The organism is Helicobacter sp. 10-6591 (assembly GCF_003288805.1).
In the GTDB taxonomy this organism is placed as follows: Bacteria; Campylobacterota; Campylobacteria; order Campylobacterales; family Helicobacteraceae; genus Helicobacter_F.
On the sequence record NZ_NHYK01000009.1, the window covers coordinates 1 to 25,746 of the forward strand.

The following is a 25,746-nucleotide window of genomic DNA, read 5'->3' on the forward strand; positions in this document are numbered from 1 at the left end:
CATACTCTGGCTCATATTCTGTGTTTTTAGCACATCGGCTTTTAGCTCAGCAGAGATTATTTGTGTATTTTTGTCAAATGTGATTCTTAGCGTGCGTGTATCAGCAACTTCTATATTTGAGAAATTTGCATTATTTGCATTATTTGCATTATTCGCATTATTTTTCAAAAATGCCAGATTGAGTTTTAATTTATCGCCTGATTGTATGCGCTGGCCATTTTCATCATAAACAGGGAGAAGCTCAAGCGTCCCGCCTTTGATGTCGTAGTTTGTAGCTTTCATATCAGTATGCATAGTATTGCCATCTTTGCCTTTAATGAACCCTATGACAAGCTTGCCTTGATTATCCTGAGTGTATTTGCCTTGAATTTCTAGTGTTTGTTGTTCTTTAGAGTCTTTGAGCGAAGTGGTATCAGGGGTGAATCCTGCATAGACAACACCGCTATCATTTTGCAAATTTTGTGTAATTGTGCCTTTACCACCCACGATACCACCATTTAGTGCATACACATTACCCTCTAGCAAAGTAGCATTACTTGCTATATCTACCACCCCGCCATTTCTTGCGTAGATATTCTTTTGTGCTTTCGTGCCTGTATTTTTTGCTTCATTATTTGCGCTTGTAGCTTGGCTAGCTACAATTTGTATAGTGCCACCATCTGCATAGAGTGCGCTAGATTGAACAGTTACATTTTCTAGCTTAAGAGTTCCACCTTTAGCAATAGTAGGTCCGCTGTATTTAAGTGTGTTATCCTTAAAAGTTAATGTGCCTTCACCTGTTTTAATAAGTCCTGCTTGGAGCTTTTCCTTGTCTTGAATATCTTTTAGAGAGTTTATAGCCTCATCTATGTGGTATTTATTATCCCACTTTCTTTCTTCTATATCGTTAGTAAAGGCATTTGTCCCATCGTAGCCTTTAGTATCTATAGTATAAAATCCATAAGTTTTAGTCTCTGTCTGATTATTATTAAGTTCTGTGCCACTATGCTCTTTTATAGTGGTATAACTTTGTATGTCTTCTTTATTCATACGATTAATATCTAATCTAGCTAGTCCATTAAGCGCCTTGTTTGCATCAAGGATACCTTGTCCGATTATCTCTTCTTTGCTTAATTTCACTACAGCATATTCATCAAGACTAGCAGTATGTGTCTCTGCAGCGTCTTTTTTGCTCTTTAAGAGATTTTTAACAATATAATCTGCTAAATCACCTTCATTTAAATTATTAAAGCCTTCTATAGGCTTTATAGCCTTGTTATACTTTAAACCTAATTTCTTCATTAAATCGTTTTTGACTTGTTCTGTGTCAATACTGCCGTTTTCTTTTTTCTTGGGCACATCATTATTATTTTGATTATCTACATAAACAACCGTATAAGCTGTGCCATTGTTACTGGAAAGTACAAGCATATCTGGCAATTCCACATCACTATTTGCCGTAGAAAGTAATACATCTGCTAGTTGTGCACCTGTAAGGAAAGAATATTTTTGCTGTACAAGCGCAGCCACACCGCTGGCATAAGGTGTAGCAAAACTTGTCCCGCTATTTTGAGTTATTATTTGATCGCGTTCAGTTTCTTTAGAGACGTATTGATACGCGCCATTAGCTACAGCAACATTCTGCGCTGGAGCCACTATACTATAAAGGCTGGTGCCTTTAAAAAGATTGCTAGCATAATATATACCTTGCTGAGCTACAACTTGATCAACTACTCGCTTTGCAAAGTCTTTCTTTCCTTTTTCAGTATCAGAGATAGTAACTTTCGTTCCATTACTGGTAGAACCAGTTTTATAATTATTGATAATACTTTGAACCTTATTTTGTGTGATACCTGTTACTTTCCATTTCTTATCATCTTCGGATATTGTTATTTGTGCACTATTTAATCCACCAACTACTAGTAACTCTCTATAACTCTCGTCGTAAGCAGCCATAGAAGAGCTTGTACGAGGAGCAACAAAGCCATCGTTTCCTGAACCTGTAACGAGTAACATACCATTTTTTTGAACAGATTGCTGGATTGTGGCGAAATCTTTTAGTCCATATGTTTTTGTATAATAATCCCAAGATGCGCGTTTTAACATTTTCTGATATTCTTGCTGACTAAGATAGTTCTCTCTAGTATTATCCATATATTCCACACCGTCATCAATCTTTCTGTTTAATAATGCAAAACCTAATTTATTATGATTTACAGCACTAAAATTTATTACCTTTACGCCTGCATCTGCTAGTTTTTGTATGTCGCTCTCTAGATTGTTTGAGTTGTATGTAGCACCTGGATTGTTATAAGCTATACCATAAAACTTCGACTTGTATGCCACACCTTTTAAGCTGGCATTTTGTCCTATATAACTCCCACTACCTGTTTCTTTTTGAGTGTAATTCTTCCCGTCTCCTACTATGATGGATGTCACACTCGTTCCGTGGCGCATATCACTAGCATTGTTAAGACCTGAAAAATAACTTGATTCTATTTTATTATTTATGGGATCGGTATAAGCTTGGTCTTTTATGATTGGATTTTTCAGATTAAATGGTCCATCAATTATTCCGACCACTATGCCAGTTCCGTCTATGGTTGGATTTTCTTCTTTCGCTTTGTCGAGTCTTACCACATTATTAGCAATTTCATTTGCTGGTGTGTTATTTGCATTTGCATTTGCATTTGAAAGTAAAAAAGTTGCACATACTGCTGAAAGTGTGATTTTTGAAATTTGATTCATCAATACCCCACCCCCTAATCCTTAAATTTTTATTTAAATTAATCATTGTGAATAAGCTCTCCAATATTTAAATTCTACTTAATTTTTATATAAAATATTTTATTTTTGATATTTTGTGCGGATTCTTTAAATCCAAAAAGTAGCATTAAAAAGAGCAAAATTCCTAAAACAAATATGGTGGCGGTGTTTTTAGTGATATATGTGTGTGCTGTGTGATCCTATTGGCTCTGTAATTGGTGGAGGTGTTCAAGGCTGTGCGAATATTGAGGGGATTGGCAATAATTTTATTCCAAAGACTATGGATACTAGCCTTATAGATATAGTGCAAAAGATTAGTGATGAAGAGGCATATGATGGACTTAGAATCTTGGCCAAAAAAGAGGGTTTACTTGTGGGTATTTCATCTGGGGCGTGTTTGCAGGCGTGTTTAAGGCTTACAGAACAAGTGAGTGATTCATTGCTTGTAACGCTATTTGCTGATAACTTGAGCAGATATTTGTCTCGGAATCTTGTGTGAGGGACTTAATATCTCCTTGCCACTTGCTTCATCTCACTATCATAGTCTCTGCCATAGACCTTGCGCTTATGTTTTGCATCATATTTTGCATGAAATACAGAACGCGTAGAATCAAAATCCAATGTCTCAATACCTGCAATGTCTAGCAATGCATGGATAAAATCATCGATCATAAATGGCAGATTGCGCGCTTTTTGCACACATTCAGCGATACTAGGATAGCGAGTCAAAAACCCATCACTCATATAAACCATAAAGGGAATTTCAACCATAAATCTGCTTGCCATATTGTCTGCATGACCCAAGAAATCGCGAAAGTCATACACCTCATCGCCATGATCGCTGAAATAAAACACAAGAGAATCGCTATCAGCAAATCGCTTGATAATCTCACTCACGACAAAGTCGTTATAAAGCAGTGCATTAGCATATTGCGCACTTACACTCCGCTGCTTGTCTGTAAGCCAAGTGCTGGCTATATCTTTGGCGCTAAATACATCATATGCTAGTGGATAGCGACGAGCGTATTTTTGGTGTGTGCCCATCAAGTGGAATACATAAAGATTTTTCTGGTGATTATCCATCCCTTTGAGTTTGTCATACAGATCTAAGATCACTCCATCATGCCTTAGATTATAAGTACCAAATCCGCTAAATACCACCCGATCACTCCGTCTAGCAATAATTTCAGGGGCATTACCATAGATGGAGAGTGCTTCTTGATTGCTTATCCATGTGGTGTGATAGCCCGCTAGGCGAAATATGTCTATAAGATTCATAGTTTTATACCACGGGATTTGTGCTTCGTTGTCATTATTGCTAAATGTCAATACCTTTCTGAGTGATTGGTCAGTATGTACAGCGGGTGAAATCACATCACCAAATACAACCAGATTCCTAGAATCTATTGTGCGCAGGATTGGATTGGTATCTAGCGCATCTGTAGAATACAGCGACATATAATTGCGCTGGGTGGATTCGCCTATGATAATGACTATATTTGGGATGGTGGCGGTGTTTTTAGTGATATATGTGTGTGCTGCGTGAAAAGATGGATTATCCCCCCCCTTGTATCATAATTTTCACGCAAGAATGCATCCAAGTCGCTATCTAGCGCAGCAAATTGTTTGATATATGCATTCGTATCATCAATAGCAGCATAGATCGCATCAAATGAGCGCAATAAAATATTGGCACGATAGAGTGCATATGAGGGCTTGGTCATATTCTGCCCTATAGTAAATCCTATACCAATGATTGCAAGAGACAGGAGAAAATATGTCATCCTAAGTGATGCGATCTTATGTATAGTGGCATAGCGCAGATACACAAAAGACAGCATGACAAATGACAATATGGCGAGCACAACCATAGGTGTAAGATAGAACATAGCAAACTCCCCAGCCTCTGCCGTATTAGTCTGCAAAAATACCTCCACAAAGTCCTTATGCAACACCCCACTAAACGCAATGAGCAAGAAAATATCGATACAGAAAAATGCCCCAACTAATAGCGAAGTAATAATCTTGGCTTGGGTGGCAATGGATGCTATGCGTCCAAAGAGCCAAAATAGTATGTAAAAGAATGCTAATGCAAGCAATATCGCGCCTAAACGAGGAATAAGTCCAACCATAATACAGTGCAACAAATGCGATGAGATACTAACAACAAAGCAGTAGATAAAGTAGCGATCAAACACAAAGGGCGAGGACCTAAGATAATACATGATGTGATTCAAGAAACTCCTTTGATAAAAGTGAATGGGAGTGGTACTTTTGTTTGTACCAACAATAGATTGATAACATTGGGCAAGCCACTCGATGAGAATCTCTAGGCTATATAAAAGGCTATGGCATTACGTTCTGCGTATTCTAGCAAATGGAGAGGCAAAGCATGCAATGCCCCCTCCCCCTAAAAGTAATGAGCGTATACAGATATTTATACTGAGTGTGATCCCTAGACTAATAGGTCATAAGTGCGATTCATAAAATTCCAAAAGGCGGGTAGCATCAATATTTGATGATGATATAGCACGCACTTAGCAATATCGCTAGATTACGAGAAATATATCGATAAAAACATAAGCACTTTGGAATCGTCTTTGTAACCATCAAAGTAGGTGTTTTAAAGCTTCACGGGATTTGCTGGATTGCTTGCATCATACACATCTGTATAATATTTTTGAGCCACATCAGGATGTGAGCGTAGGCGGTGTTTAAGATAATTCCAGCCGATGTGTGCTATGAGCGGATTTGATGGGTCACATTCTATGCCACGCGCTTTATTTTTTAGCTCATCAGGCAAGTGGATTACACGCACTTGGGAGTTCAAATCCGCTCCCAGAAACATCGCGATAGAATAGCGATCCTCTCCTAGTTTTGGTGACTTCACTCGGTGTGTAGTCGCGCGCAGATAGCCATCAGTGGCAAGCTCTAAAAACTCGCCTATATTAACAATAAATGCACCCTTCTTGCGCCCCACATCAAGCCACTCATTTTTTCTTACCTCAACTTGGAGCCCACCAATATCATCAACCAAAAGCAATGTGAGAAAGCCATCATCTTTGTGCGCACCCACTCCCTGCGTATCAGCACAATACTTGGCATTATCTTTCATAAGGCCTGGATAGTGGATGATTTTTACATGCTGGTAAGGGAGAGGATCAAAGAGATGTGTAAACACCCCACCTCGCCCATAAAGTGCATGTGAAAATCCCTCCAATAGAGACATTCCCATCGTATTGACTGCACGCTGGTATTCATAAAATACAACTCGTAATTGTGCAAGCTCAGGGATAGAATCATCCCATTGGTTTGGTCCATAAAGACGCATAAACGCAGGATCGCTCACAAGCGCACTTTGCTCAAACCCCAAATCAATCTCCTCCCGATAGTCCTTGCTTCCTAAAGTGTATTCGCCTCCCATCTGCGTATATCCTCGGAAATGTGGTGAGCGATCAAGTGCTATTTTTTGCTTGAGTGCAAGTGGGAGGGCAAAAAACTTGCATGAAGATAGTTGCAGAGTGTGGCATAGCTCATCACTCACATCATGCCCCACAAGATAGAAAAAGCCAATCTCATGGGCTGCATAGCGCAGCTGTGTATAAAATTCCTCCTTTTGTTTTGTGCTGCCTTTTGTAAATAGTGAGAGATCAATTGAGGGGATTGATTTTATTATCGAACCTGACATATTTCCTCCTTGATAAATAGTGCTTATTTTAACGGTATTTTTGCTACTTCTTTTCATTGGTAGCAACTTGTATGTGGTCCAAAAGTTGCTTTGTATTGCAAAAATCTGTATCTAAAGCAGTAGTTATAAGGAGATGAGATTTTGTAATGAAAGCACTCACAACAGCAAAACTGCTTATATATCTTTTGTTGCATTTGAGTGTCTTGGGCGCACTTGAAATCACTATCAATTATGGTAAGGAAAACTCCCAAAATTTCTCTGTACTGAATCTACAACACACAGAAGCTTTTCTTTGCCAGGAACTCAGCAATGCTAAAGGCGTTGTAACCCGTATCGTATGCGTTATCAACAAAACACCAAATGCAAGTTTTGCACCTGCAAATACAATTTTTTTTAAGTTTTGGAGTCGTGTGGTAGATGGAAAGTTCTACTTTTATATAGAACCAAATTTTTCTGCAAAACTCTTCAATACCTTTATAGATTTGCGCTCAGATACTCCTATCCCAAAAGAACGTCCGAAAAAATCCAAATCTTGGCAGATTGTAGGCTTTAAAGATACTCTACCTTTTCTTTCGCGAAGCACATCTCATGGATTGAATTTCCCTATCCATATAGCTTACGAAAATGAGGGATTTATAGGCGAGCTTGGTGTGGATAGAATGCCACTTGGCTTTGATGATGAGGAGGACTTTACGCCTTATTTAGGTATCCAGAATCTCATAAAAAACAAACTTTACATAGACGCAATCAAGGCTATCGATGAGACGCTTGCATCATACCCAAATGGTATTTTTGCTAAAGATCTGCTTTATTTGCGTATCAAAGCATTACAAGAACTGGATTCCCAAAATAATGCAGACAGCATCATAGATATCAGTTTGAAATGGATAAAACGCTATCCAGCCGACATGAATGTACCTGAAATACTCTACTACATAGGACAAGCATATGTGAATATTCGCTTTCAAATGGAATCCAAGTACTATTATGATCGAATCATCAATGAATATCCAAATTCGCGCTTTGCTCCACTTTCTAAAATGCAGCTTGCAGCCACTTTCTATGGCACCCAAGATTTTGCAAATGCCCAGCAATTATTTGCACAAGCCTACCAAGAAGCAAAAGATCTGGATTCTGCGAGTACTATCGCGATAACTTGGAGTGAATTTTACCTTCGTCTTAATAAGAAAAAAGAAGCAAAGGCGCTTGTAGATACTCTATTCCAGGCAAATCCTACATTTTTCATACAAAATCCTCTCAGAACCATAAACTTTGCAAAGCTTTTGAGTGAAAGTGACTTATGGGAGAATGCTGCAAAAATCAGCGAGTATCTTTACACACAATTTAATGATGATGAAGCATTAGAAGCCGAAGCACTCAATATAGCCTCGCTCAATTATCAGAAAAATGGTGATTTTGAAAAGGCACATGAAATCAATACAATCTTTTTAGAGAGATTTTCTCACAGACCTAGAGCCGGAGAATTTAGAGCGCGCGATGACAAACTGCTTTTTGAAATAGGTGTCAATGATAGCGATGAGGAAAAAATCAAACGTTATGACTATTTGATTGCCACATATCCCCAAACAGCAATAGAAAGCAAAGCAAAAGACCTAAAAAGCCAGATCCTTTATGACCAAGGACGTTATGAGGATGTCTTAAAAATTGATCCTACAAGTCCTATAGCACAAAAGAGCTACACACAGATTATCAAACTGGCTCTTGTACAAAAAAACTGCAAAAAAATTGCCCAGAATTTTCCCCACTACGATTCGCAGTATTTTGATGAAACAGAAAAAATCGATATTTTTCACTGCCTCTATTCTCTCTCACTCAATAAAGAAGCAGCACAAGTCATTGAAGGCATGGCACAAAACCAAAAAGACCCTAAAAAAAGCTTGATTTGCTTTATCTTGAGGCATTAAACCTTGATAAGCTAGCGCTGAATAAGCCAACTATTCTTGCATCTCGCGATGCGCTAAATCTTGCTAAGAGTCTCAAAATGACACGTTATTATGATGTAGGTTTTGTGTTATTTAAGAATCTTATGCTTGCGCGTAATTATGAAGAAGCAAATGAGCTTGGGGTATTTTTAAAAGAGAATCTAGCAGATGATGGGAGGATGGTAGATGTCAATCTTTCTTTACTCAAAAATGCCCAAGATTCTAAAGATGAAGTGGCTACACAAGCCTATGCTAAGGATATTTTGCGCTTGCAAGCAGTCAATAAAAACACAAATGGCTCACCCTATGCCGACTTCGCGCTAGCCCAAAGTAACATGAAAGAAGCACGTTATGAAGAATCACTCAAAATATTAGAGGATTTACTCAAAAAGGACATCTCACCAGATGCATTTGCACAAGCACTCTATCTGAAAGCTTCAATCTATAAAGCCACAAGAAAAGATACTCTAGCAAAAGAGAGTTTTTCTCAATGCAAAGAACTCAGAAATGCGAGTGCCAAAACTTGGCAAAATCTCTGCGCGCAAGCTCTAGATTTATTGCCCTAAGTGCTAGCTCACTGCACATATTTAATCTGAAATGTGTCTATCTCACGCAATGAAAATGGCTTAAAATCACTCAAAAACTAAAAGAACGCAGCCATGTAATACGAGAACAAAGCGTGAAAGACAGATCTCTTAGCAGAACAACAACCCACAATCTCAATCAAATATTTTTTCTCTCACAGATTTCCGCACAACTACTGCACCCTCAAACTCAAGAATCTCATAGCCTGTAATAATATTATGCTCTGCAAGCAAGGCTGTGGTTTGGCTATGGGTATTTCCACCAAGTAGGATTAAATCACATTGCTCTTGCCAAAGTGGCTTTTGGACATATCTGAATGTAGGCAGATAGCGCGTGTACGCTTCCCATTCTACAGGTAAGATACACTCTTTAGAATCAAATTCTTTGACGATATACTGGCTTGCTAGAGCCAAATTTGTTTTGTGATAAGTCGCACTCAAGAAAGCAGAATGCCCTATAAGTGCCAGGACAATCAAAACAAACATTTTAGAAAAAATTCAATTTCAAAGGATTTTTTAAGTTTGAGTAGGAAATGGAGACAATATGAGTTACATTCCTACACAAAGCTTAAAAAATAGCTTTGATTCCCTTTCAAAAGAAACTCTCTTTTTTGAGATTTACAAGACCATATCGGCTTACTTTGAAACACAAAAGAATCCTAAAGTCTTTTTGTTTTATTTGTTCTTGTTTGAGATAAGACTTGACAAAAACAACTCCAAAGTATTTTTTAATATTTTGCACGCCACTTACAAATATGATATTTGCGAAAAAACAATTAAAAGCTATCTTAAGCAGTTAGAAGAGCTAAAGCTTATTAAATTCAATTATAAAAATAAGCAACTCTACTTCATTGAGATTTTAGACTACAAGCAATCTCTTATCTTTACGCAAGAAAATCCACAAAGCAATCCATCTGCTGACTTGCCAAATAGATTCTATAAAGACATTGCACTCATTATAAAAAATATTGCAAGAGATTTTAATAAACAAACTAAAAAAATTAACATTGATGGAGAGCAATATAAACTTATTGCACCAAGCTCGCGTATTCACAAACTTCAACATGTAGTTTTAGAGTTTGAAAGTCTCAAAGATTCTCAAATGCTAACAGGACTTACCTATGAGAATCTAACCAATAAATCGCTCCCGCCTCTTAATAATCCTTTTCACCAAAGAATTATTAAAGCAAATCTCAAAAAATCACTTTATGCCATAGCGTCATAAAATCATTTTCAAGGAAAATAATATGAAATTCAAACTCTTAATTGTCACTTGCTTAGCATTGCTTATCCCAGAGACTATTTTTGCGGCTGACCTGCCTAGTATGATTAACTCTATCTACTCAAAGGTTAAAACATGGCTTGCACCAATAGGAACACTTGTTATTTTTGGTTTTGGTTTTTATATATGGAAGAACATGGATAGGTGGAAAGAAATAGGAATGCAGTGCTTTGGAATCCTTGTTGTTGCGCTTGTGATGATAAATGCTGACACTATTGCAAGTTATATCATTAATAACTAATGATAGTCGTTAATTCAATTTCTACGCAAAACATCCGCGAGCTTACAAAGAAAGAGAAGATTCTAAGGTTAAACCTTAAGTCTTGGTTTATATCTTTCTTTGGGGCAATAACCCCGCAGGCGTATATAGGATTTTTAAATGCAGTTTTTATTTTTTTAGCGTTAGTGGTGTTTTTCTACATCATTGAATTTTTTGATGATGACATTGTAGATATAGCACTTGCAACAGGACAAATAAGAACAGGCGCACAGGTATATTATCCATAAGTTAAAGGAAGCTTATATGAAGACATCGCCAAATAAGTTTTTTCTCGTTTTTATAGCAATGATAGATATTGTATTGATCGGCGTTATTGCGTTTTGCTTTTATCTAGCACTCACTTACAATGCAAGAAGCTTTGATGTTGTAGAGCTAGATAAATGCTTAAAAGCTAACAAAGAGCGTATTGTCATCAATGAGGGTGCAAAATGAATTTCACCGAGAAGCTAAAGCGTTTTACATTCAATCTCTTTTTTGATGCACTGCCAAATCAATATTCTCTTTGCGAAGAGAATAATATTTTAGGCACTTATGATGAGAAATTTCTTATTACAAAAACCGAAAATTTTGTGGCGGGCATTGCTTTAGATGGTGTGAATTATAACGCAATGACAGAATCTAATTTTCAAGATGCCTATTTTCAGCGTATCAACGCTTTAAACGCCCTAAGCGATGATATAGAGGCGCGCATTATCGCTAAAAGGCGCGAGCTAAAATATAATAAAGAACACCACATTGATAATATCCACGCTCAAAGCATTATCAATCAATGGGAAAAACACCAAAAAGTCTTTGTCAATAGCTATATGATTATCTTAGAGACCAAAAATAAGGGCGCTAAGGGATTTTTTGAAAAGAAAAAGCTGGAGATGACGACTTCAATCAATGAAGACAAGGGCAATGTCAATATTACCTATATCAACAAGATTGCTATACTCAACGCCACAATCGAGCGATTATTGCAAACTCTAAGTCCTTACACGCCAAAGCTCTTAGATTCTAACGAGCTACTTTCTTATTATGCGGAATATATTAATGGTGTATATATTCCTATCGCTCCGAGTAATGGCTTATTGACCGATAGCTACATAGGAAGCACGATAAGCTTTCACAAAGACTATTTCATACAAGATTTCAATGGCAATAAAACCTTTAATCGTTTTATTGGTGTGAAAGCATACGATAATGAAGAGATTACAAGCCTTACAATCTCAAGTATTTTGCACTCATATTTTGAAGTAGATATTTTTTTAAGTATCGATTCAATTTCAAAGGAAAAAGCAAAATCTAAAATCAAAGATAAAATGAAACTAGCTCCGGGTTTTGCTAGAGAGCAATTAAAAGAGCTACAAGAGCTTATACTCTCTGATAGACTTTTTATGCAAAATTTTTCTTACTGCGTGCTTGTGAAAGCAAAAAACAAAGAAGAGCTTAACGAAGCCTCTGCAGTGATTTTAAATGAACTAAAAAATGCTGGACTTATTGCGGTGTATGAAACACTCAATATGCAACCAACATTTTTCAGTATGTTTCCTAATAAATCCTATCTTAACGCACGTAAGAGAATCCACACAAGCAAAACCATCTCAACAATGATTCTTTTTGAAAAGGAGTATCTAGGAAAGATAAAAAACAGCTGGGGACAAACACCAATTACATTTTTTAAAAATCAAAGCATGTCGCCATTTTTATTTAACTTCCACGCAGATGACACGCAAAATGTCGTAGGACATACAATGATAGTTGGAGGAACAGGTGCGGGGAAAACAACGCTTGTGTCTTTTTTAATGACAAATCTTTTCAAATATGATATTGATATTTTAGCCCTTGATAGGCTCAATGGCTTGTATAGCATTACAGAGTTTTTAGGTGGCGAATACAATCATGGAGATAATTTTTATATTAATCCCTGCACACTTCCTTTTGATTCTGAAAATACCATTTTTCTAGCCTCTTGGATTAGCTCAATGGTAGGCTTAAATTTAGATGCCACAAGTGCAGAAGAAGCAGAAAAAATCAAAGCAATAGAAAAAGTGGTGCAGGATTTATATACTAACCTCGCCCCTCAAAACATTGTGTTTGCGCTAAAAGATATTAGAGATGCTATCGTAAAGACAGGAGATGCGCATATACCATTACAGCTTGAAAGGTATCTTAGCAATGCGCTTTTTAACAAAGAAAAAGATGCGCTTTTGTTTGATAAAAAATTTACCACGCTCAATATGGATTTTATCATTGAAAATCAAAAAGATGCAGGATTAATAGCCCATTACCTCTTTCATAAGATGACTTACAGGGCAAAAAATAGCACTAAGGGCTTTTTTATGTTTATTGATGAATTTAAAAGCTATCTTAGTAATCCCACCTTTAATGAGCGAATCAATCTTACGCTTACTCAAGCAAGAAAGTTAAATAGCGTTATGGCAATGGCATTCCAAGATATGCACCAACTTGATAATGTCAAAAATGCAGAATCCTTTATCCGCAACCTCGCTCACATTATTATTTTTCCAACTAAAGACATAGAGGTGTTTGAAAAATATAATATCCATCTACAAAGCAATGAGATTAATTTCTTGCTTAGCACAGGACAAAATGAGAGAAAGGTGCTTGTTAAGAATCTCATTGATGATTCTAAAAGCAATATTATTGATGTCAATCTCTCTAAATTAGGCAAATATTTAAAAGTTCTTAACTCGGATGCAAGCGTGGTAAGCGAGATTAAACGGCTTAAAGGCGTAGGGAATAACCCACTATGGAGAAAAGAATTTTTAAATGGTTAATATTTACAACTACATTATCACCCTTTTTCAGGATATTACCGCACAATTTTCAAGTGGAATCTTTACTTCACTTATAGAAGTGCTAAAGATACAGGCTCTTTTTAACGCCATAGGTATGATTATTGTCGTTATATGGTGCGTAAAAAAACTTGAGGAAGGAGACCTTTTTACCTTTAAAAACATTTTGCAAATATGTATTATGCTTTTTTATATAGGATTTTTCAATTGGACTATACAAAACCCTACAAAATACATAGAGAGCTTCAAATACCTTATTGAATATCCAGCAAATATCCTTACAGAAAAAATTTCTATAGCGGTAGCCCCACTCACTCAAAAGCCTACTACGGGAAATTTTTCAGGTGGTATAGATTGGCTCATACAAAAATCCTTTGAATCTGCGAGCGAAGTTGTCTCAAGGACAAGCCTTACTTTAGGTTGGGGTGGAATACAAGGGAGCTTTATTGCCTTTCTTATGGCTCTTGTATATTATGCCTGCACGACAATTTTCATCATCGTAATCTTATTGGTAACAATCATAGCAGCATTGCAGATTATGATTTGGGAAGCTCTAGCAATCATTATGCTAACTCTTATGTTTTTACCACAAACAAGAGGCATGGTTGGCAAATACATTATGTTTCTTATCACGCTCACACTCTATAAACCCATGGTTTTAACTATGGCATTTTTCAATTTTTCAGTCTCTCAATACATCATTACAAATCTTCCAGATAGAAAAGTTTTTGAAAACGCACAAGACTTTTTTAATATAGTGATTAATAACGTAAGCGCGCAGGTTTCAACAATGGGATACCTACTGCTTGGAATTGTAGGATGCTTTATAGCAACATTCCTTGTTAAGCAGATTCCAGAATTTCTAAGCAATGTCGTTGGCACATCCACAAGCTTAGGTAAAGCTATTGCAAGTTCAGCAACAGGTGCGATGGCAGGCGTAGCGGGTGCAGGTGGTGGCGCAGCACTTGCGGGGACACTTGGAGCAGCAAAAAATGCTTATCAAGGTTCAGGTGGAGGCGTAGGTGGATTAGCGAACACTGCTCTAGGAATGATGACAGCAGGATTAAGCAATAAATTAGGAGGTAACAAATTAGGTGAAAAAATCAATGACAAGATAAATCAAAGCAAATTAGGCAATACCATTAATAGTTCTGTTTCAGGGGGCGTATCAAGCGGTTCAAATGCAATGAAACAGCTAGGCGAAAAAATCGGCAGTGCGAGCAAAAAAGCTTCAGGCAGATAATTAAACACAAGGAGAAACACAATGAAAAAAACATACATGTTCACTTTCATATTTATTTTAGGTTTAAGCCTTTTAAGCGGTTGCACAAACTTTAAAAATTCTAAGAAATACGAGATGAAAAAAAGCCCATGCGCTTGCTTTGAAGAAGTGGATTTTCTCTATAAGTCATAGATTTTAAAATTGCAAGGAAATTAGGTTATGAGCGAAAATAAAGAAAATACACAAGAGCCAATAAACCAAGAGCTAGATTCTGAGCTCAAAGAGTTGAACGAAGCTCAAAATGTATCTTCTCATGTGAATAGTGTTTTTGATACAGAAAAATCTTTTGATTTTGAGAAAAAAGACAAAAAGCCCCTTAGCTCTCATTTAAAGAAAATCAAAGAAAAGCTCCAAAACCTTAATGTCCCGCATCACATTAAGCTAGATAGCATATTTGAAGAGATTAAGGATGCTGCATCAGTGTTCGCTGTTGAGCGAAAAACTTATGACTTTGTGCTCAACCTTAATAAAATGCTAATCGCTGTTATCGCTATCCAGCTTATCCTTATATTTTCACTCTTTCCCTTAAAAGAGAAAGAGCCCTATTTGGTTGGCTTTTCAAATGCTACTCAAAACTTCGTGCATATTGAAAAGGCAAACGAAAGCATTAGTGCAAACGATGCCCTAACGCGCAATCTTATCGGCTCATATATCATCAATCGCGAGACAATAAACCACTTTGATGATGAAGATCGCTTTGAAACAATCAGAACTCAATCCAGCATCAAAGTGTGGAAAATATTTGAAAATATCGTAGCGCAAGAATCTTCCATTTACAGCAATAGTAATCTTACGCGTGAAGTAAAGATTATTAATATTGCAAAATGGAAAAATGGCTACGCCAATGCAGAGGTGGCTATTTCTTTGTATTCTCAAGGAATTTTGCAATCACAAAAACGCTATCGCATTACCACAACCTACAAATTTAACGAGATGAACATTAATTTTGAAAGCCTCCCTAGAAACCCAACAGGCTTTGAAGTGCAAGAATATGCGGTTACAGAGATCGCCACAATTAAAGAATTAGAAGAGGAAAATAGAGTCGACCCTTCCACAAGTAAATCAAGAATCAAAAAAAAGCAAAAAGCAAAAACAGATTCTAATGAATTCTTGCGTGAGGCTTATCAATACAAAGAACATAAAGAGCAAGAAAAAGCGCAATTAAGCGAACGAGACACAAATAAAATAGATACAAATTATCAAACCAATAAGATAAGCCCACAAGAATACACAAAACTTACAGAATCTCAAAAACGCAAGATTCTTAAAGATGAGTTGGAAGCCATAAGAAAGGAGCAAGAAGCAAAAGAACAACAAGAAACCAAAAAAAAGCAAGAGACACAATCTCAAAGTAATCAGCAAGAGGGCGCACAGCAAAATCAAGGGGATTCTCAAACCCCAAATCCATTTCTTTAATTTAACACAAAGAGTAACACATGCTAAGTGGAATTTTAATCGGAACAAGTATAGGGATTTTATTTTTTACCTATAAGCCATTGTTTAAATGTCTGAAGGAGCAAGGATTTTCTCCTAAAAAGGTTTTTAATGCAATCTCAACAAGTGAAGCCACCAGAGAGGAGTTTAAGGCATTTGCACGCACACAAATGGCAAAGATTAATGCTTTTTTGCAAAAAATAAGCAAGAAAATAGAAAACAAAGAAAATACAAGTAATGACATGCAAGATATGCAAGCAACACAAGAGCCACAAAACGAGGATTCTAAGCAGAACAAAGAAACTTAAAAAATAATGAGGGAAAGTGATGAAAAAAATAATTTGTTTATTGCTAGCGGGGACATTTGCATTTGCTGAACCAAACCCATTTGTGGATGAAGATAACTCGGTGTTTAGCGATAGTGATTTTGAAGTCGAGCAAGTCGCAAATAACGAACATAATAGCAAGATGATGTTTTTAGATTCCGTGCAAAAACATTTTTGGAATCCTAAGCGAAAACCACAAGACAATACGCTTAATATCCTCCATAGAGATGGGGATACTCATAAAATACGCACACGCTACGCAATGGTAACCACGATAATTTTTGATGATGACAAAATAGCAAAGGTTATTTTTGGAGACCCAAATGGATTTGAACTTACAGAGCTAGGAAAAGACAAGTGGGATTTAAGTAACATTATCACAATCAAGCCAAAAATGATTGGTATTGATACCAACCTTACCATTATTGGCGAGAGCGGGACAATCTACACTTTTTATGTCTTTTCTACGCATTTTACAAATAGACGAGATCCAGCCTTTAGTGTGTTTGTAAGTAAAGATAGAAGCATTGGAAAGATTGCTATGACAAATTTAGAAGACGAGAGCAAAAAGGCTAAAAAAGATACTTACAAAAAAATCGAATATGATGCCATAGAAGAAGATGATGGAGAGTTTATAAGCATTGGAGATAGAGTAAATAAGCTGCATATTGAAAAAAGCAAAATCTCACGCGGATACATACAAAGCCCAAAAATCACAAGAAGCTGGAAACAACTATGGCTTAAGAAAAATGTATCGCCACAAGCTACGCGTATGATGGCAATAGATATTTTTAATGACAACGACTACACCTATTTTAAATTTGATAGAGAGGACGCGCTTTCTAAATTCCCTGTGATTTTCAAGGTGATTGATGGATACGATAATCCTGTGAATATCAAAATCGTAGGCAATTATATTATTGCAGAGGATTTAAGCGATAGATGGACTTTGAAAATGGGCGAGGAGTGGGTATGCGTGGATAAAACACAAAAGCCTTTTATTATCAAGCAAAAACAAGATACACAAGAAAATACCCCACAAGACAAAGACATTAAGAGCGCAGATTCTGAGGTAGAGACAGCACAAAAGACATCTACCAAAGAATCTAACGACAATCAAGCCAAAGAATCTAGCATAGAGGATATAGAGGCAACTATACAAAAGAACAAAAAGCATTTAGAAGAGCTAGAAAAGCTCCAATCTAAAAAAGCTAAATAAAGGCTGAAGCGGTGAATCTTTATTTTTTCAAAAAGAAAGTTTTTCTTATCCCTTTTATAGTGTTTATATTGCTAGTTGTGCTTATAGGCTCAATGGATACAGAAGATGAATTAGAAGAGATAGAGAGCAAATTCCCGCTTGAGGATTATTTATTTAAAGATTCTCTTAAAAAAGAGCTAGCAAACACTGAAAGAAAGCGCGAGGAAGAAGAGCAGCAAAAGAATTTTTTAGAGATTGAGGAATCGCTTAAAAAGATGCAACAGCAAATGCAAGAGCAACAAAACATAATAGAAAAAAATAAACTTATGGAAGGTTTAGTGGATAAAGAAGGCAATCCGATTGTGCTAGATTCTGATGTAAATCTCCTAATGTATGATGAAAATGGCAAAAGGGTATTTTTAGATGAAAATGGTAAGCCCTATACGCTTGATGAGAATGGAAACAAAGTCTATATTGGGAGCGATGATAAGATATTTAATAGCTCGGGTGTGGAAATTGAGCGTGACAGCGAGAATAGACCTATTTTCTATGATAAAGACGGTAATCAGGTAAGCATAGCAGGAAATAAAAAGACCACTACCTACAAAGATGGTTCAAAGCTCATTGAAGATTCTAAAGGCAATTATCAAAAAATAGATAAAGAGGGGAAAATTACTGAAAGTGGCATAAAAAGCCCTTTTGCAGACGAAAAGGCTAAGCAAGAATCTCAGCAAGGAGATTCTCATACTCAAGGAAGTGATAGCAACACCAATAATAATACTACATATACACAAGGCGCGCAAGGAGATAAGACACAAACAAAGAATCCAAATCTTTTTTACGATGAGAATGGAAATCTTATAGGCGATAGCGTAGCGATAGAAAATCAAAAGTTTGATAACTCAAAGGCTAGTCCTTTGCAAAGAAATATCAATAATTTACTAGCTCAACGCTTTGAAATGCCACAAGAAAATTCTAAAAAACCATCAATAGAATATGGTGTAGATGAGTTTAGCAATTTAGATAATAAAGACGAGGGCTCAAACGAGCATAAACTCTTACGCACCATTACAGCAGACAGAATGATTCCAGCATTTTTAGTGCGCCCTATATCCTCCCAAATTGCGGGGAATGTAGTCGCACAAGTGGAAACTAACATCTATGGGCATATGGGGCGTGCAGTGCTTATTCCAAAGGGTTCTAGGGTTATAGGCTTTTATCAAAACAACAACAAAATAGGCGAGTATCGCTTAAATATTGTTTGGACAAGAATTATCACGCCACAAGGTATTAACATCTTATTAACAGATGCCAAAGGCGCGGATGTTAAGGGCTACAATGGACTTGTAGGCGAGGTGCATAGCAGAAACTTTGAGCGTTATGGAATCCCCATAACGCTTTCTACTCTTTCAAATGGCTTGCTTTTAGCAGTTAATTCCTTAAATGACAGCGCGAGCGCCAACCAAACAAATGCGCTAGCTTCTGCATATATGCAAAGCCAAATACTTTCAGGCATGCGCCAAGATGTTTCTACGATTATCCAGCGCATTATCCAAGAGCAAATAAAGATTCAACCACTCATCACAATCAGAGAGGGCTCAAGAATCTTTATTGCACCAAGCATGGATATTTTTATCCCCATTCCAAAAAATGGAGAAACCTTAGCAAGGTTTTTTAAAGAATCTAAATCACAACAAGAGGAGGAAACAAATGAAGAGGATTCTTAAAAAAATAGCCTTAAAAAGGCTCATACTATCTTTAATACTATTTTCTAGCTTAAACTACGCAAGCGTTGAAATCATCTTGCAAGATGACATACGCTTTAGCAATAAAGAGGGCGTGGTGAATGCTTTAATCAACCATAATGGCAATATGATTAATGCCTATGGTAATTACAAAGTCAATGGTAATAAAAAAGTGCTTTTTAGCATTGATAGACTAAGTAAGGATGGCAGGCCTTATACACTTAAGGCAAAACCTAGCGTGATACGAGAGCTAAAAAGTATAAATACAATCATGCCTAAAGGCTCAAAACTTTTACTTAAAGGAGAAAATCCTAAAGAATTCAACGAGTTTTTAAATTATGCAAATTCGGGACAAGGCAATACGCAGGGTGGTTCTAAAAATTCTAATTCTAGCTCAAACAAAAATCTTGGCTCAAATTATGCAAATTCGGGACAAGGTGGCTCACAAGGTTCAAGCGTAGAAAATATTTCACCTAGCACATCATCACAAGTTCCTTATTTACCCATAACAACACCTAGCAGTGGAGATAGCAATACACAAACAACTTGGAGTGCGCAGTATTGCAAAGCCCCAGAGTTTATGAGTAATAACATAAAGCTTTCAATTGTAGATAAAGATGGCAATTGTGTAGAAAAACTTGCAGTGCGTGATGACACAAAATGCAAATATAGATATGACTTCGTGAATAGCAAGGCTATCAAACAAACACAATTCTACTATGTAGATAATGAAAACAAAACGCAAAACATAGGCGATTGCATAGATTTGGTAGGAGCAGAATATGAAACACCACTCTACAAAGATGATACGCGTTGCTCTTTAGAAGAAACCAACAAAGACTATGGCGGTGGCAAAGGGACATTTTTTGTAACGCAGATTCTTTTTCGCGGGCTTGATGGACTAATCTATGAGGCAACAGATTGCATAGCTTATGGGAATATCAAAGAAGAAGTTGTGGATTATATAAAAGATGACCAAGCAAGACAAGGACAAAGGATTGTTAATCAATACTACATTGACCCCTACACAAATGAGCAGGTTTATATCACCAAAGGTGTGAGGACAAATATTACATTTCCATATGCTGAAAAATCTTGCGGTGATTGGGAAATGGATGATGAAAACCTTAGAGGTAAAAAGCGCACTGAAATAAGCTTTTATGATGAAGTGGAATACAAAGAAGTGCCTGTAACAAGCTGTGATTTTTCAACGCAAGGAGGTAAGAAAAGTGAGTATGTCGTAAATTATCAGAATCTAAGCTCCACTTATAAAGAAAAGGAATTGAGCAGAAAGTATGAAACACACCAAATAGGCGAAATCAAAACGCAATACCAACAATACGAATGGCGCACCTGCAAAACTTGTGCGCTAGTAGCAACATGTTGTAATGGCACAAACAGGAGTCATTGGGTGGTTACATATAATGGTGGCATTACTAATTGGACTACTGCTTATGTGACCAAAGATGTAACTGCCTATAATGTATATTTGCGTCCAGACGGCACAGAATACAAGAAAAATCTAAACCCTAATGGCGAAATTTTTACAAGAATAGATAGAGAAGTCACTGTTACACAAAATGATTATAACCTTGAAATGAACTGGCTCTTGTATTATGAGATTAAAGAGAAATTTTATCAAGATAACAACATTTCCACTTCAACCAACTATAACTCTTGGGTTAAAAATACCTATAAAGAAAATTATGGATGTCAAACTTGGAATATTGTGAATAACAGCACCTCAGGAACAGCAACTTGCACAAAACGGCTCAATTACATATTGAAAAAATAAACACAAAGGAGATTCCATGAAAACAATTACTTAAAAAGCCACACTAATGAGAGGCACAGAATACAAGAAAAATTGACACCAAAATCTTACAACATTTAAAGGAGACATCATGCAAGAAGAATTAAGACAAAAAGAGTTGGACACACTAGACAATGCAAATCACGCCACTAAGAAGCAAATTAATGGCTTTGTATTTGAAATATCATCAGAGTTTAAGAATATTGAAAATTCTATCAAGCAAAAGGAAAATGAATTTAAGATTATGACCTTAATCCAAAAAGAAATGAAAGAGCTAAATATTCTAAAAAACAAGCTAGAGGCAAAGATTCTAAAGATTAAAAAACTCTACGAGCAAGCCAACTTTTAGAATCTAAACCATTAATAAGGGAATAAGTCATGCGTCATAAATTATTAGAGGTTTTGTTATTAAAGCTTAATCCTTATTTGCAGAGGGATATTAACGAGATTTGCTTTAATCAAGAAAAAGAGCTGTGGTTGGGTAAAAATGGCGAGTATGAGCGCGTTATTGACGAAGAACTAAACGAGCAATTTTTACTTAATTTTTGCGAGCAATTAGCAACTGCGCGGAATTTGTATTTTAATATCGAGATCCCGCATTTGTCATGCTCCATTCCACATTCAAGGTATAGAGTAAATGCACTACATCCAAGTATCACGGCTAATAATGCAATCTCTATTAACATAAGAATCCCAAGCGAGCATAAATTTCCATTGGAAAACTTTAAATTAGGCGAGAAATGCACCTTTAGCTATGAAGATATAAAAAATCTTGTGCGTGACAAGAAAAATATTCTTATCAGCGGTGGCACAGCAAGTGGAAAGACTTCCTTTGCAAATTCTCTTATTGAAGAAATAGGCATTAATGAGCGCATAGTGAGCGTAGAAGATAGCCCCGAGCTACACATTAAGAATCCTAATAAGGTGCAAATTGTCGTCTCAAAAAACGAAGCAACAAATTACACCTATGAAAAGGCGCTTAATGACTGCATGCGCATGAGCCCAGATAGATTATTATTAGGCGAGATTGACACGAGAAACACCATGCTTTTTTTGCGCCTCAATAACACAGGACATAGCGGAAGCATTAGCACTTTGCACGCTAATAGCGTGGAAGATGCCATTTATGCCATCACTATGAACGCTAAATTTAGTGGCGCAAATGATGTTTCCAATGAAGCAATTGTTGATTACTTCATTGCAGCGATTGATTATGTGATTCAAATTAAGCGCACTAAAGATGGGCGTGTGGTGGATAATGTATTAAATGTGAAAAAAGACTTAGCCAATATTTTAAAATCAAGAAGGATCAAAGATGAAAACACCAAACTATAACAATGTGAATTATGAAAATAAAACACTCTCGGGCAAGAGGATGAATCTTTTGTTAAGCTCAGAATCTTATAAAATTTTAAAAAAATACCAAGAAAAATACAATGCCACCGCTACAAGTTACATTGAGTATCTTATCACTCATCAAGATTCCGAGTTTATTAAGGATTGTTTGAACAAGAAGCAAGAATTATCACAAAAGATTTCTCATATTATTAACTTTAATAAGAAATTGTTTCTTGATTTAAATGCCACCTTTAGCAATATCAACCAAATAGCCTATGCGCTCAATCTTGCTAAGTTACAACAAAACCAAGAGCTGGAAAATCTTATTAATAATGCAGAGTTTCAGCAAGATGTATTAAAAGCTCTTGGCACTAATAAGGAAGAATTACTGAACCTCCGCACGCTACTTAAACACTTTTTAGAATTGCTTGAAACACACAAAAAAAGCTACAAAAATCTCTAAAGGGGCTATGTTATGGAAGCATTGCAAAATAAAAAACTCTATCCCTTATATTTTTTAATAGCACTTGCGCTAATGCCTGCAACCTTTTTGTTTTGCTTACACAAGTTTTTTGGAATCAATGATTTTGAAACATTGATAAATTTTGCATGGCTTATTGTGCAAAATGTAGGAGAAAAACCCCTTAAACCCCTTGTGTATCTTGCATTTGCAATGTCTTTCTCTCCTCCATTATTTATGTTTTATTTGCTTAAAGACAAAAAGCAACGCGATAGTCATGGTAAGGCGCGTTGGGCTAATTCACATGATATTCAAAAGACAACCTTTAGTCTTATTAAATTACTTAAAGATGCATTAGAGCTTATTAATCCACTTAACTTTACACCTAAGCGTTATTCTAAAGCCTTTAGTAAATTTTTAGACTTTGGACTTACCACTACTACCCCCATGCTTGAGACAAATTTTACAAGAGGTGGCTTTTTACTTGGAATCTACAAGGATTTATGGCGTAAGCGCAAAGTCTATTATGATGCTCCACTTTCCGCGCTTATTGTTGCACCACCGGGTGCGGGTAAATCTGCGGCTGTCGCATTACCAAATCTACTAACACTGCCTACAAGTTGCGTGGTGCTTGATATTAAAGGCGAGCTTTGCGATATGACTGCTGGATATAGGCAAAAGGTTCTTAAAAATGAAATCTATGTATTTAATCCATTAGGCAAGGACAATAACCTACAGTTCAATCCTTTTGACAAAAAAATTGTCTCAAAAATGAATTTTAACGAGAAAAAACGCCTTGTCGATGAAATTGCAAATACCATATTTGTAGATGAGCAAGGACAAGACCCGCATTGGATGTCAAAGGCTAAGGAGCTTTTTACATTCTATGCACTCTATGACCTTTGCACCAAAAATCAAAGTGATTTTTTTAGTATTGCAAATGCGCCTATTAAAGATTATAAGCCACTTATACAAAAGGATAGTCCTTTTTATGAGAGATTATGGGAGATTGATGAAAAAACAGGCAAAAAAACGCTTATTGCAGATGCTGATCCGCAAAAGCTTTTTTACGAACAATGTGCTGACCAAAAATATTTAGATATTGCAAACCCGCTTAATTGGGTAGAGGAAAGCTTTGAGCAAATACAAGAAAATCGCGCCAAAGGCATGGAAACTCTTGATGAAGTGGTAAGAAACTATGCAAGAGCGTGGAGTATGTCAGCAGAAAATGAGTTTGCTTCCATTAAATCCACTTTTAACCGCATTATGTCAGTATTTACAAGCTATCAAGTGCGCGATGCTACAAGCTCAATGAGCTTTGAATATGAGGATTTAAGGCGCAGAAACATAACCCTTTATATTAAAATCGCTCAAACTGATATTGATACACTAAAATCACTTATCCGCGTGCTTTTGGAATCTATTGCTAAAAATCTTATGACTAGAGAATCTAAAAAGCCAAGCGAGAGAATCTATCTTGTGTTAGATGAGTTTATTAGATTTGGGAAAATGCCATTCTTACTTGAAATGCCCGCACTTTGCAGAAGTTATGGTGTCGTGCCACTCTATATTACACAATCCTATGGGCTTATCAAAAAATACTATGGTGAAGATGATTTAAAAAGCATGACGGACACAATAGCATTTCAAATTCTTTTCAAAATGAATGATGCAGATTCTGCGGAAAATGTTTCAAAGCAAATAGGCAAATACACAAGAGAAAATCGAAGTTATAGCACCAAAGATGGCTCAATGATATTTGGTGGGACAAGTAGCTTTTCACTAGAGGGAACAGAGCTTATCACCGCACAAGATATTCTTAATATTCCAAACGATGAGATCATTATACTTGTATCGGGCTTTAAAGCAAAACCTATCAAGCTAAAGGCGTGCTACTACTACAAAGAAAAAGAGTTTTTAAGTAGGTGCAACTTACCTTATGACCCTACAAATAAGGCATTGCTGCCGCAAAAAACCACTATAGATGTAGTAGCGCAAGCTCCACAGGACAAAGTAGAGTCACAAGCTCAAGAATCTACAAACACACAAGAATCTGCAAATGCAGTGATTGCGCCAACGCCAACTACTGAAACCACCCCGCAAGAAAATCAAGCAGACTTGCGGGCGCAGGCTGAAGCAGATGATGCAAAAGCCCTTTATTTGTTAGAAGAAAGTCAAAAGTTAGAAGAATCGCTTAAAGACAAGACACAAGAACAAATACAGCAAGAAATAGACAAGCTTTATTCTGTAGATAGAAAAGAATATGTCTATCAAGTTACTGACAAAATGATTGATGCAAAGCTTAAAGCCCCGCTTAGCGTAACTGCTCCTATACCAAATAGCACTTTTGTAAATATTCAAAAAGAAACTAAACCGCTTAAGGATATGGGCTTTGTGTGCAAGTTTAGTGATATGCAAGATTCTGAAACTAGCTTTAAAGATGTGTGAAAACAGTGCGCCAATAAACACCAAACAACTCATTCTATACAAGGAAGCAATGATGAAGATAGCACCAAAGAATCTAGAGCAAGTTAAAGATTTAAAACAAGCAGAATCTGCATTTAAGGAATATTGCAAAAGATTCTACAAAGAGCTTTCAAAAGAAAGACAAACCCAAACAAAGGAGGCAGAAAATGGAAAAAATAAGAGTAATTGACACGCAGAATCTAAGATTTTATTTTGGAGATAAAGCCCTAGAGCTTATCGAGGCGCACACGCCACATATTCAAATCGATAAGTAGCTAGGAATTGACAAGAAAGGTAGAGATATTTATGAGCACGACATTCTAAGAGATAAGCATAAGAAAGAATTTATGGTTGGCGAGTC

Annotated in this window: 25 protein-coding genes and 1 pseudogene; 20 read left to right on the plus strand and 6 right to left on the minus strand. The window is 36.5% G+C overall.

The window, feature by feature from the left end:
- On the minus strand, positions 1-2,727 hold a 2,727-nt coding region (locus CCY97_RS04065), incomplete at its 3' end, for a S8 family serine peptidase (RefSeq protein ID WP_146744500.1).
- Positions 2,728-2,819: 92 nt separating this feature from the next.
- Positions 2,820-2,909 (minus strand): annotated as a pseudogene (locus CCY97_RS08465) (hypothetical protein); the annotation flags it as partial.
- Positions 2,910-2,926: 17 nt separating this feature from the next.
- Between CCY97_RS08465 and CCY97_RS04070 the strand changes: the two are divergent.
- The gene (locus tag CCY97_RS04070; RefSeq protein WP_258456966.1) at positions 2,927-3,244 is read left to right on the plus strand and encodes a pyridoxal-phosphate dependent enzyme; all 318 of its coding nucleotides are present in this window, start codon (positions 2,927-2,929) and stop codon (positions 3,242-3,244) included.
- 5 nt (positions 3,245-3,249) lie between these two features.
- On the opposite strand, the gene CCY97_RS04075 is transcribed toward CCY97_RS04070, so the two are convergent.
- The 3 genes from CCY97_RS04075 to CCY97_RS04085 all read right to left on the minus strand — a co-directional run bounded on the left by CCY97_RS04075 (position 3,250) and on the right by CCY97_RS04085 (position 6,433).
- Positions 3,250-4,203 (minus strand): phosphoethanolamine transferase, encoded by a 954-nt coding sequence (locus CCY97_RS04075; protein WP_112064215.1) that lies wholly within the window; start codon positions 4,201-4,203, stop codon positions 3,250-3,252.
- A gap of 35 nt (positions 4,204-4,238) precedes the next feature.
- Positions 4,239-4,982 (minus strand): hypothetical protein, encoded by a 744-nt coding sequence (locus tag CCY97_RS04080; RefSeq protein WP_146744501.1) that lies wholly within the window; start codon positions 4,980-4,982, stop codon positions 4,239-4,241.
- Between the two features lie 386 nt (positions 4,983-5,368).
- Positions 5,369-6,433 carry a 2-oxoglutarate and iron-dependent oxygenase domain-containing protein gene (locus tag CCY97_RS04085; protein WP_112064217.1) on the minus strand — a complete coding sequence of 355 codons (1,065 nt, stop codon included), beginning with the start codon at positions 6,431-6,433 and terminating at the stop codon, positions 5,369-5,371.
- Between the two features lie 146 nt (positions 6,434-6,579).
- Between CCY97_RS04085 and CCY97_RS04090 the strand changes: the two genes are divergently transcribed.
- Positions 6,580-8,358, plus strand: coding sequence for an outer membrane protein assembly factor BamD (locus tag CCY97_RS04090; protein ID WP_112064218.1), 1,779 nt, complete (start codon positions 6,580-6,582; stop codon positions 8,356-8,358).
- Positions 8,337-8,942 (plus strand): hypothetical protein, encoded by a 606-nt coding sequence (locus CCY97_RS04095; protein ID WP_112064219.1) that lies wholly within the window; start codon positions 8,337-8,339, stop codon positions 8,940-8,942. Before CCY97_RS04090 ends, CCY97_RS04095 begins: the two co-directional genes overlap by 22 nt.
- A gap of 153 nt (positions 8,943-9,095) precedes the next feature.
- Here the strand turns inward: CCY97_RS04095 and CCY97_RS04100 are convergent, their stop codons facing one another.
- Entirely contained in the window at positions 9,096-9,446 is a 351-nt protein-coding gene (locus tag CCY97_RS04100; RefSeq protein ID WP_112064220.1) for a hypothetical protein, read from the minus strand.
- A 58-nt stretch (positions 9,447-9,504) separates the two neighbouring features.
- On the opposite strand from CCY97_RS04100, the gene CCY97_RS04105 reads away from it, so the two are divergent.
- The 17 genes from CCY97_RS04105 to CCY97_RS08230 all read left to right on the plus strand — a co-directional run bounded on the left by CCY97_RS04105 (position 9,505) and on the right by CCY97_RS08230 (position 25,575).
- Positions 9,505-10,185, plus strand: a complete 681-nt coding sequence (locus tag CCY97_RS04105; RefSeq protein WP_112064221.1) for a hypothetical protein — start codon at positions 9,505-9,507, stop codon at positions 10,183-10,185.
- Positions 10,186-10,207: 22 nt separating this feature from the next.
- Positions 10,208-10,483, plus strand: coding sequence for a hypothetical protein (locus CCY97_RS04110; protein WP_112064222.1), 276 nt, complete (start codon positions 10,208-10,210; stop codon positions 10,481-10,483).
- Entirely contained in the window at positions 10,483-10,749 is a 267-nt protein-coding gene (locus CCY97_RS04115; RefSeq protein ID WP_112064223.1) for a hypothetical protein, read from the plus strand. Before CCY97_RS04110 ends, CCY97_RS04115 begins: the two co-directional genes overlap by 1 nt.
- A gap of 16 nt (positions 10,750-10,765) precedes the next feature.
- On the plus strand, positions 10,766-10,954 hold the full coding sequence (locus CCY97_RS04120; RefSeq protein WP_112064224.1) for a hypothetical protein: 189 nt from the start codon (positions 10,766-10,768) through the stop codon (positions 10,952-10,954).
- Entirely contained in the window at positions 10,951-13,305 is a 2,355-nt protein-coding gene (locus CCY97_RS04125) for an FtsK/SpoIIIE domain-containing protein (protein WP_112064225.1), read from the plus strand. The genes CCY97_RS04120 and CCY97_RS04125 overlap by 4 nt, the downstream gene beginning before the upstream one ends.
- Complete coding sequence (locus CCY97_RS04130) at positions 13,298-14,566, plus strand: hypothetical protein (RefSeq protein ID WP_112064226.1); 1,269 nt, start codon at positions 13,298-13,300, stop codon at positions 14,564-14,566. Before CCY97_RS04125 ends, CCY97_RS04130 begins: the two co-directional genes overlap by 8 nt.
- 21 nt (positions 14,567-14,587) lie before the next feature.
- A complete protein-coding gene (locus CCY97_RS08225; protein WP_181562812.1) occupies positions 14,588-14,737 on the plus strand; it encodes a hypothetical protein in 150 nt (49 codons plus the stop codon).
- Between the two features lie 27 nt (positions 14,738-14,764).
- On the plus strand, positions 14,765-16,021 hold the full coding sequence (locus tag CCY97_RS04135; RefSeq protein ID WP_112064227.1) for a VirB8/TrbF family protein: 1,257 nt from the start codon (positions 14,765-14,767) through the stop codon (positions 16,019-16,021).
- Between the two features lie 20 nt (positions 16,022-16,041).
- The gene (locus CCY97_RS04140; RefSeq protein ID WP_112064228.1) at positions 16,042-16,347 is read left to right on the plus strand and encodes a hypothetical protein; all 306 of its coding nucleotides are present in this window, start codon (positions 16,042-16,044) and stop codon (positions 16,345-16,347) included.
- A 19-nt stretch (positions 16,348-16,366) separates the two neighbouring features.
- Positions 16,367-17,584: a TrbG/VirB9 family P-type conjugative transfer protein gene (locus CCY97_RS04145; protein ID WP_112064229.1), complete on the plus strand. Its 1,218-nt coding sequence runs from the start codon at positions 16,367-16,369 to the stop codon at positions 17,582-17,584.
- A gap of 305 nt (positions 17,585-17,889) precedes the next feature.
- Positions 17,890-19,290 carry a DNA type IV secretion system protein ComB10 gene (locus CCY97_RS04150; protein WP_112064274.1) on the plus strand — a complete coding sequence of 467 codons (1,401 nt, stop codon included), beginning with the start codon at positions 17,890-17,892 and terminating at the stop codon, positions 19,288-19,290.
- Positions 19,274-21,103, plus strand: a complete 1,830-nt coding sequence (locus tag CCY97_RS04155) for a hypothetical protein (protein WP_181562813.1) — start codon at positions 19,274-19,276, stop codon at positions 21,101-21,103. Before CCY97_RS04150 ends, CCY97_RS04155 begins: the two co-directional genes overlap by 17 nt.
- A 109-nt stretch (positions 21,104-21,212) precedes the next feature.
- On the plus strand, positions 21,213-21,470 hold the full coding sequence (locus CCY97_RS04160; RefSeq protein WP_112064230.1) for a hypothetical protein: 258 nt from the start codon (positions 21,213-21,215) through the stop codon (positions 21,468-21,470).
- A gap of 29 nt (positions 21,471-21,499) precedes the next feature.
- Positions 21,500-22,456 (plus strand): ATPase, T2SS/T4P/T4SS family, encoded by a 957-nt coding sequence (locus tag CCY97_RS04165; protein ID WP_112064231.1) that lies wholly within the window; start codon positions 21,500-21,502, stop codon positions 22,454-22,456.
- Complete coding sequence (locus CCY97_RS04170; RefSeq protein WP_112064232.1) at positions 22,437-22,922, plus strand: hypothetical protein; 486 nt, start codon at positions 22,437-22,439, stop codon at positions 22,920-22,922. Before CCY97_RS04165 ends, CCY97_RS04170 begins: the two co-directional genes overlap by 20 nt.
- 12 nt (positions 22,923-22,934) lie before the next feature.
- Positions 22,935-25,367, plus strand: coding sequence for a type IV secretory system conjugative DNA transfer family protein (locus CCY97_RS04175; RefSeq protein ID WP_112064233.1), 2,433 nt, complete (start codon positions 22,935-22,937; stop codon positions 25,365-25,367).
- A gap of 49 nt (positions 25,368-25,416) precedes the next feature.
- The gene (locus CCY97_RS08230; RefSeq protein ID WP_181562814.1) at positions 25,417-25,575 is read left to right on the plus strand and encodes a hypothetical protein; all 159 of its coding nucleotides are present in this window, start codon (positions 25,417-25,419) and stop codon (positions 25,573-25,575) included.
- Positions 25,576-25,746: the final 171 nt, after the last annotated feature.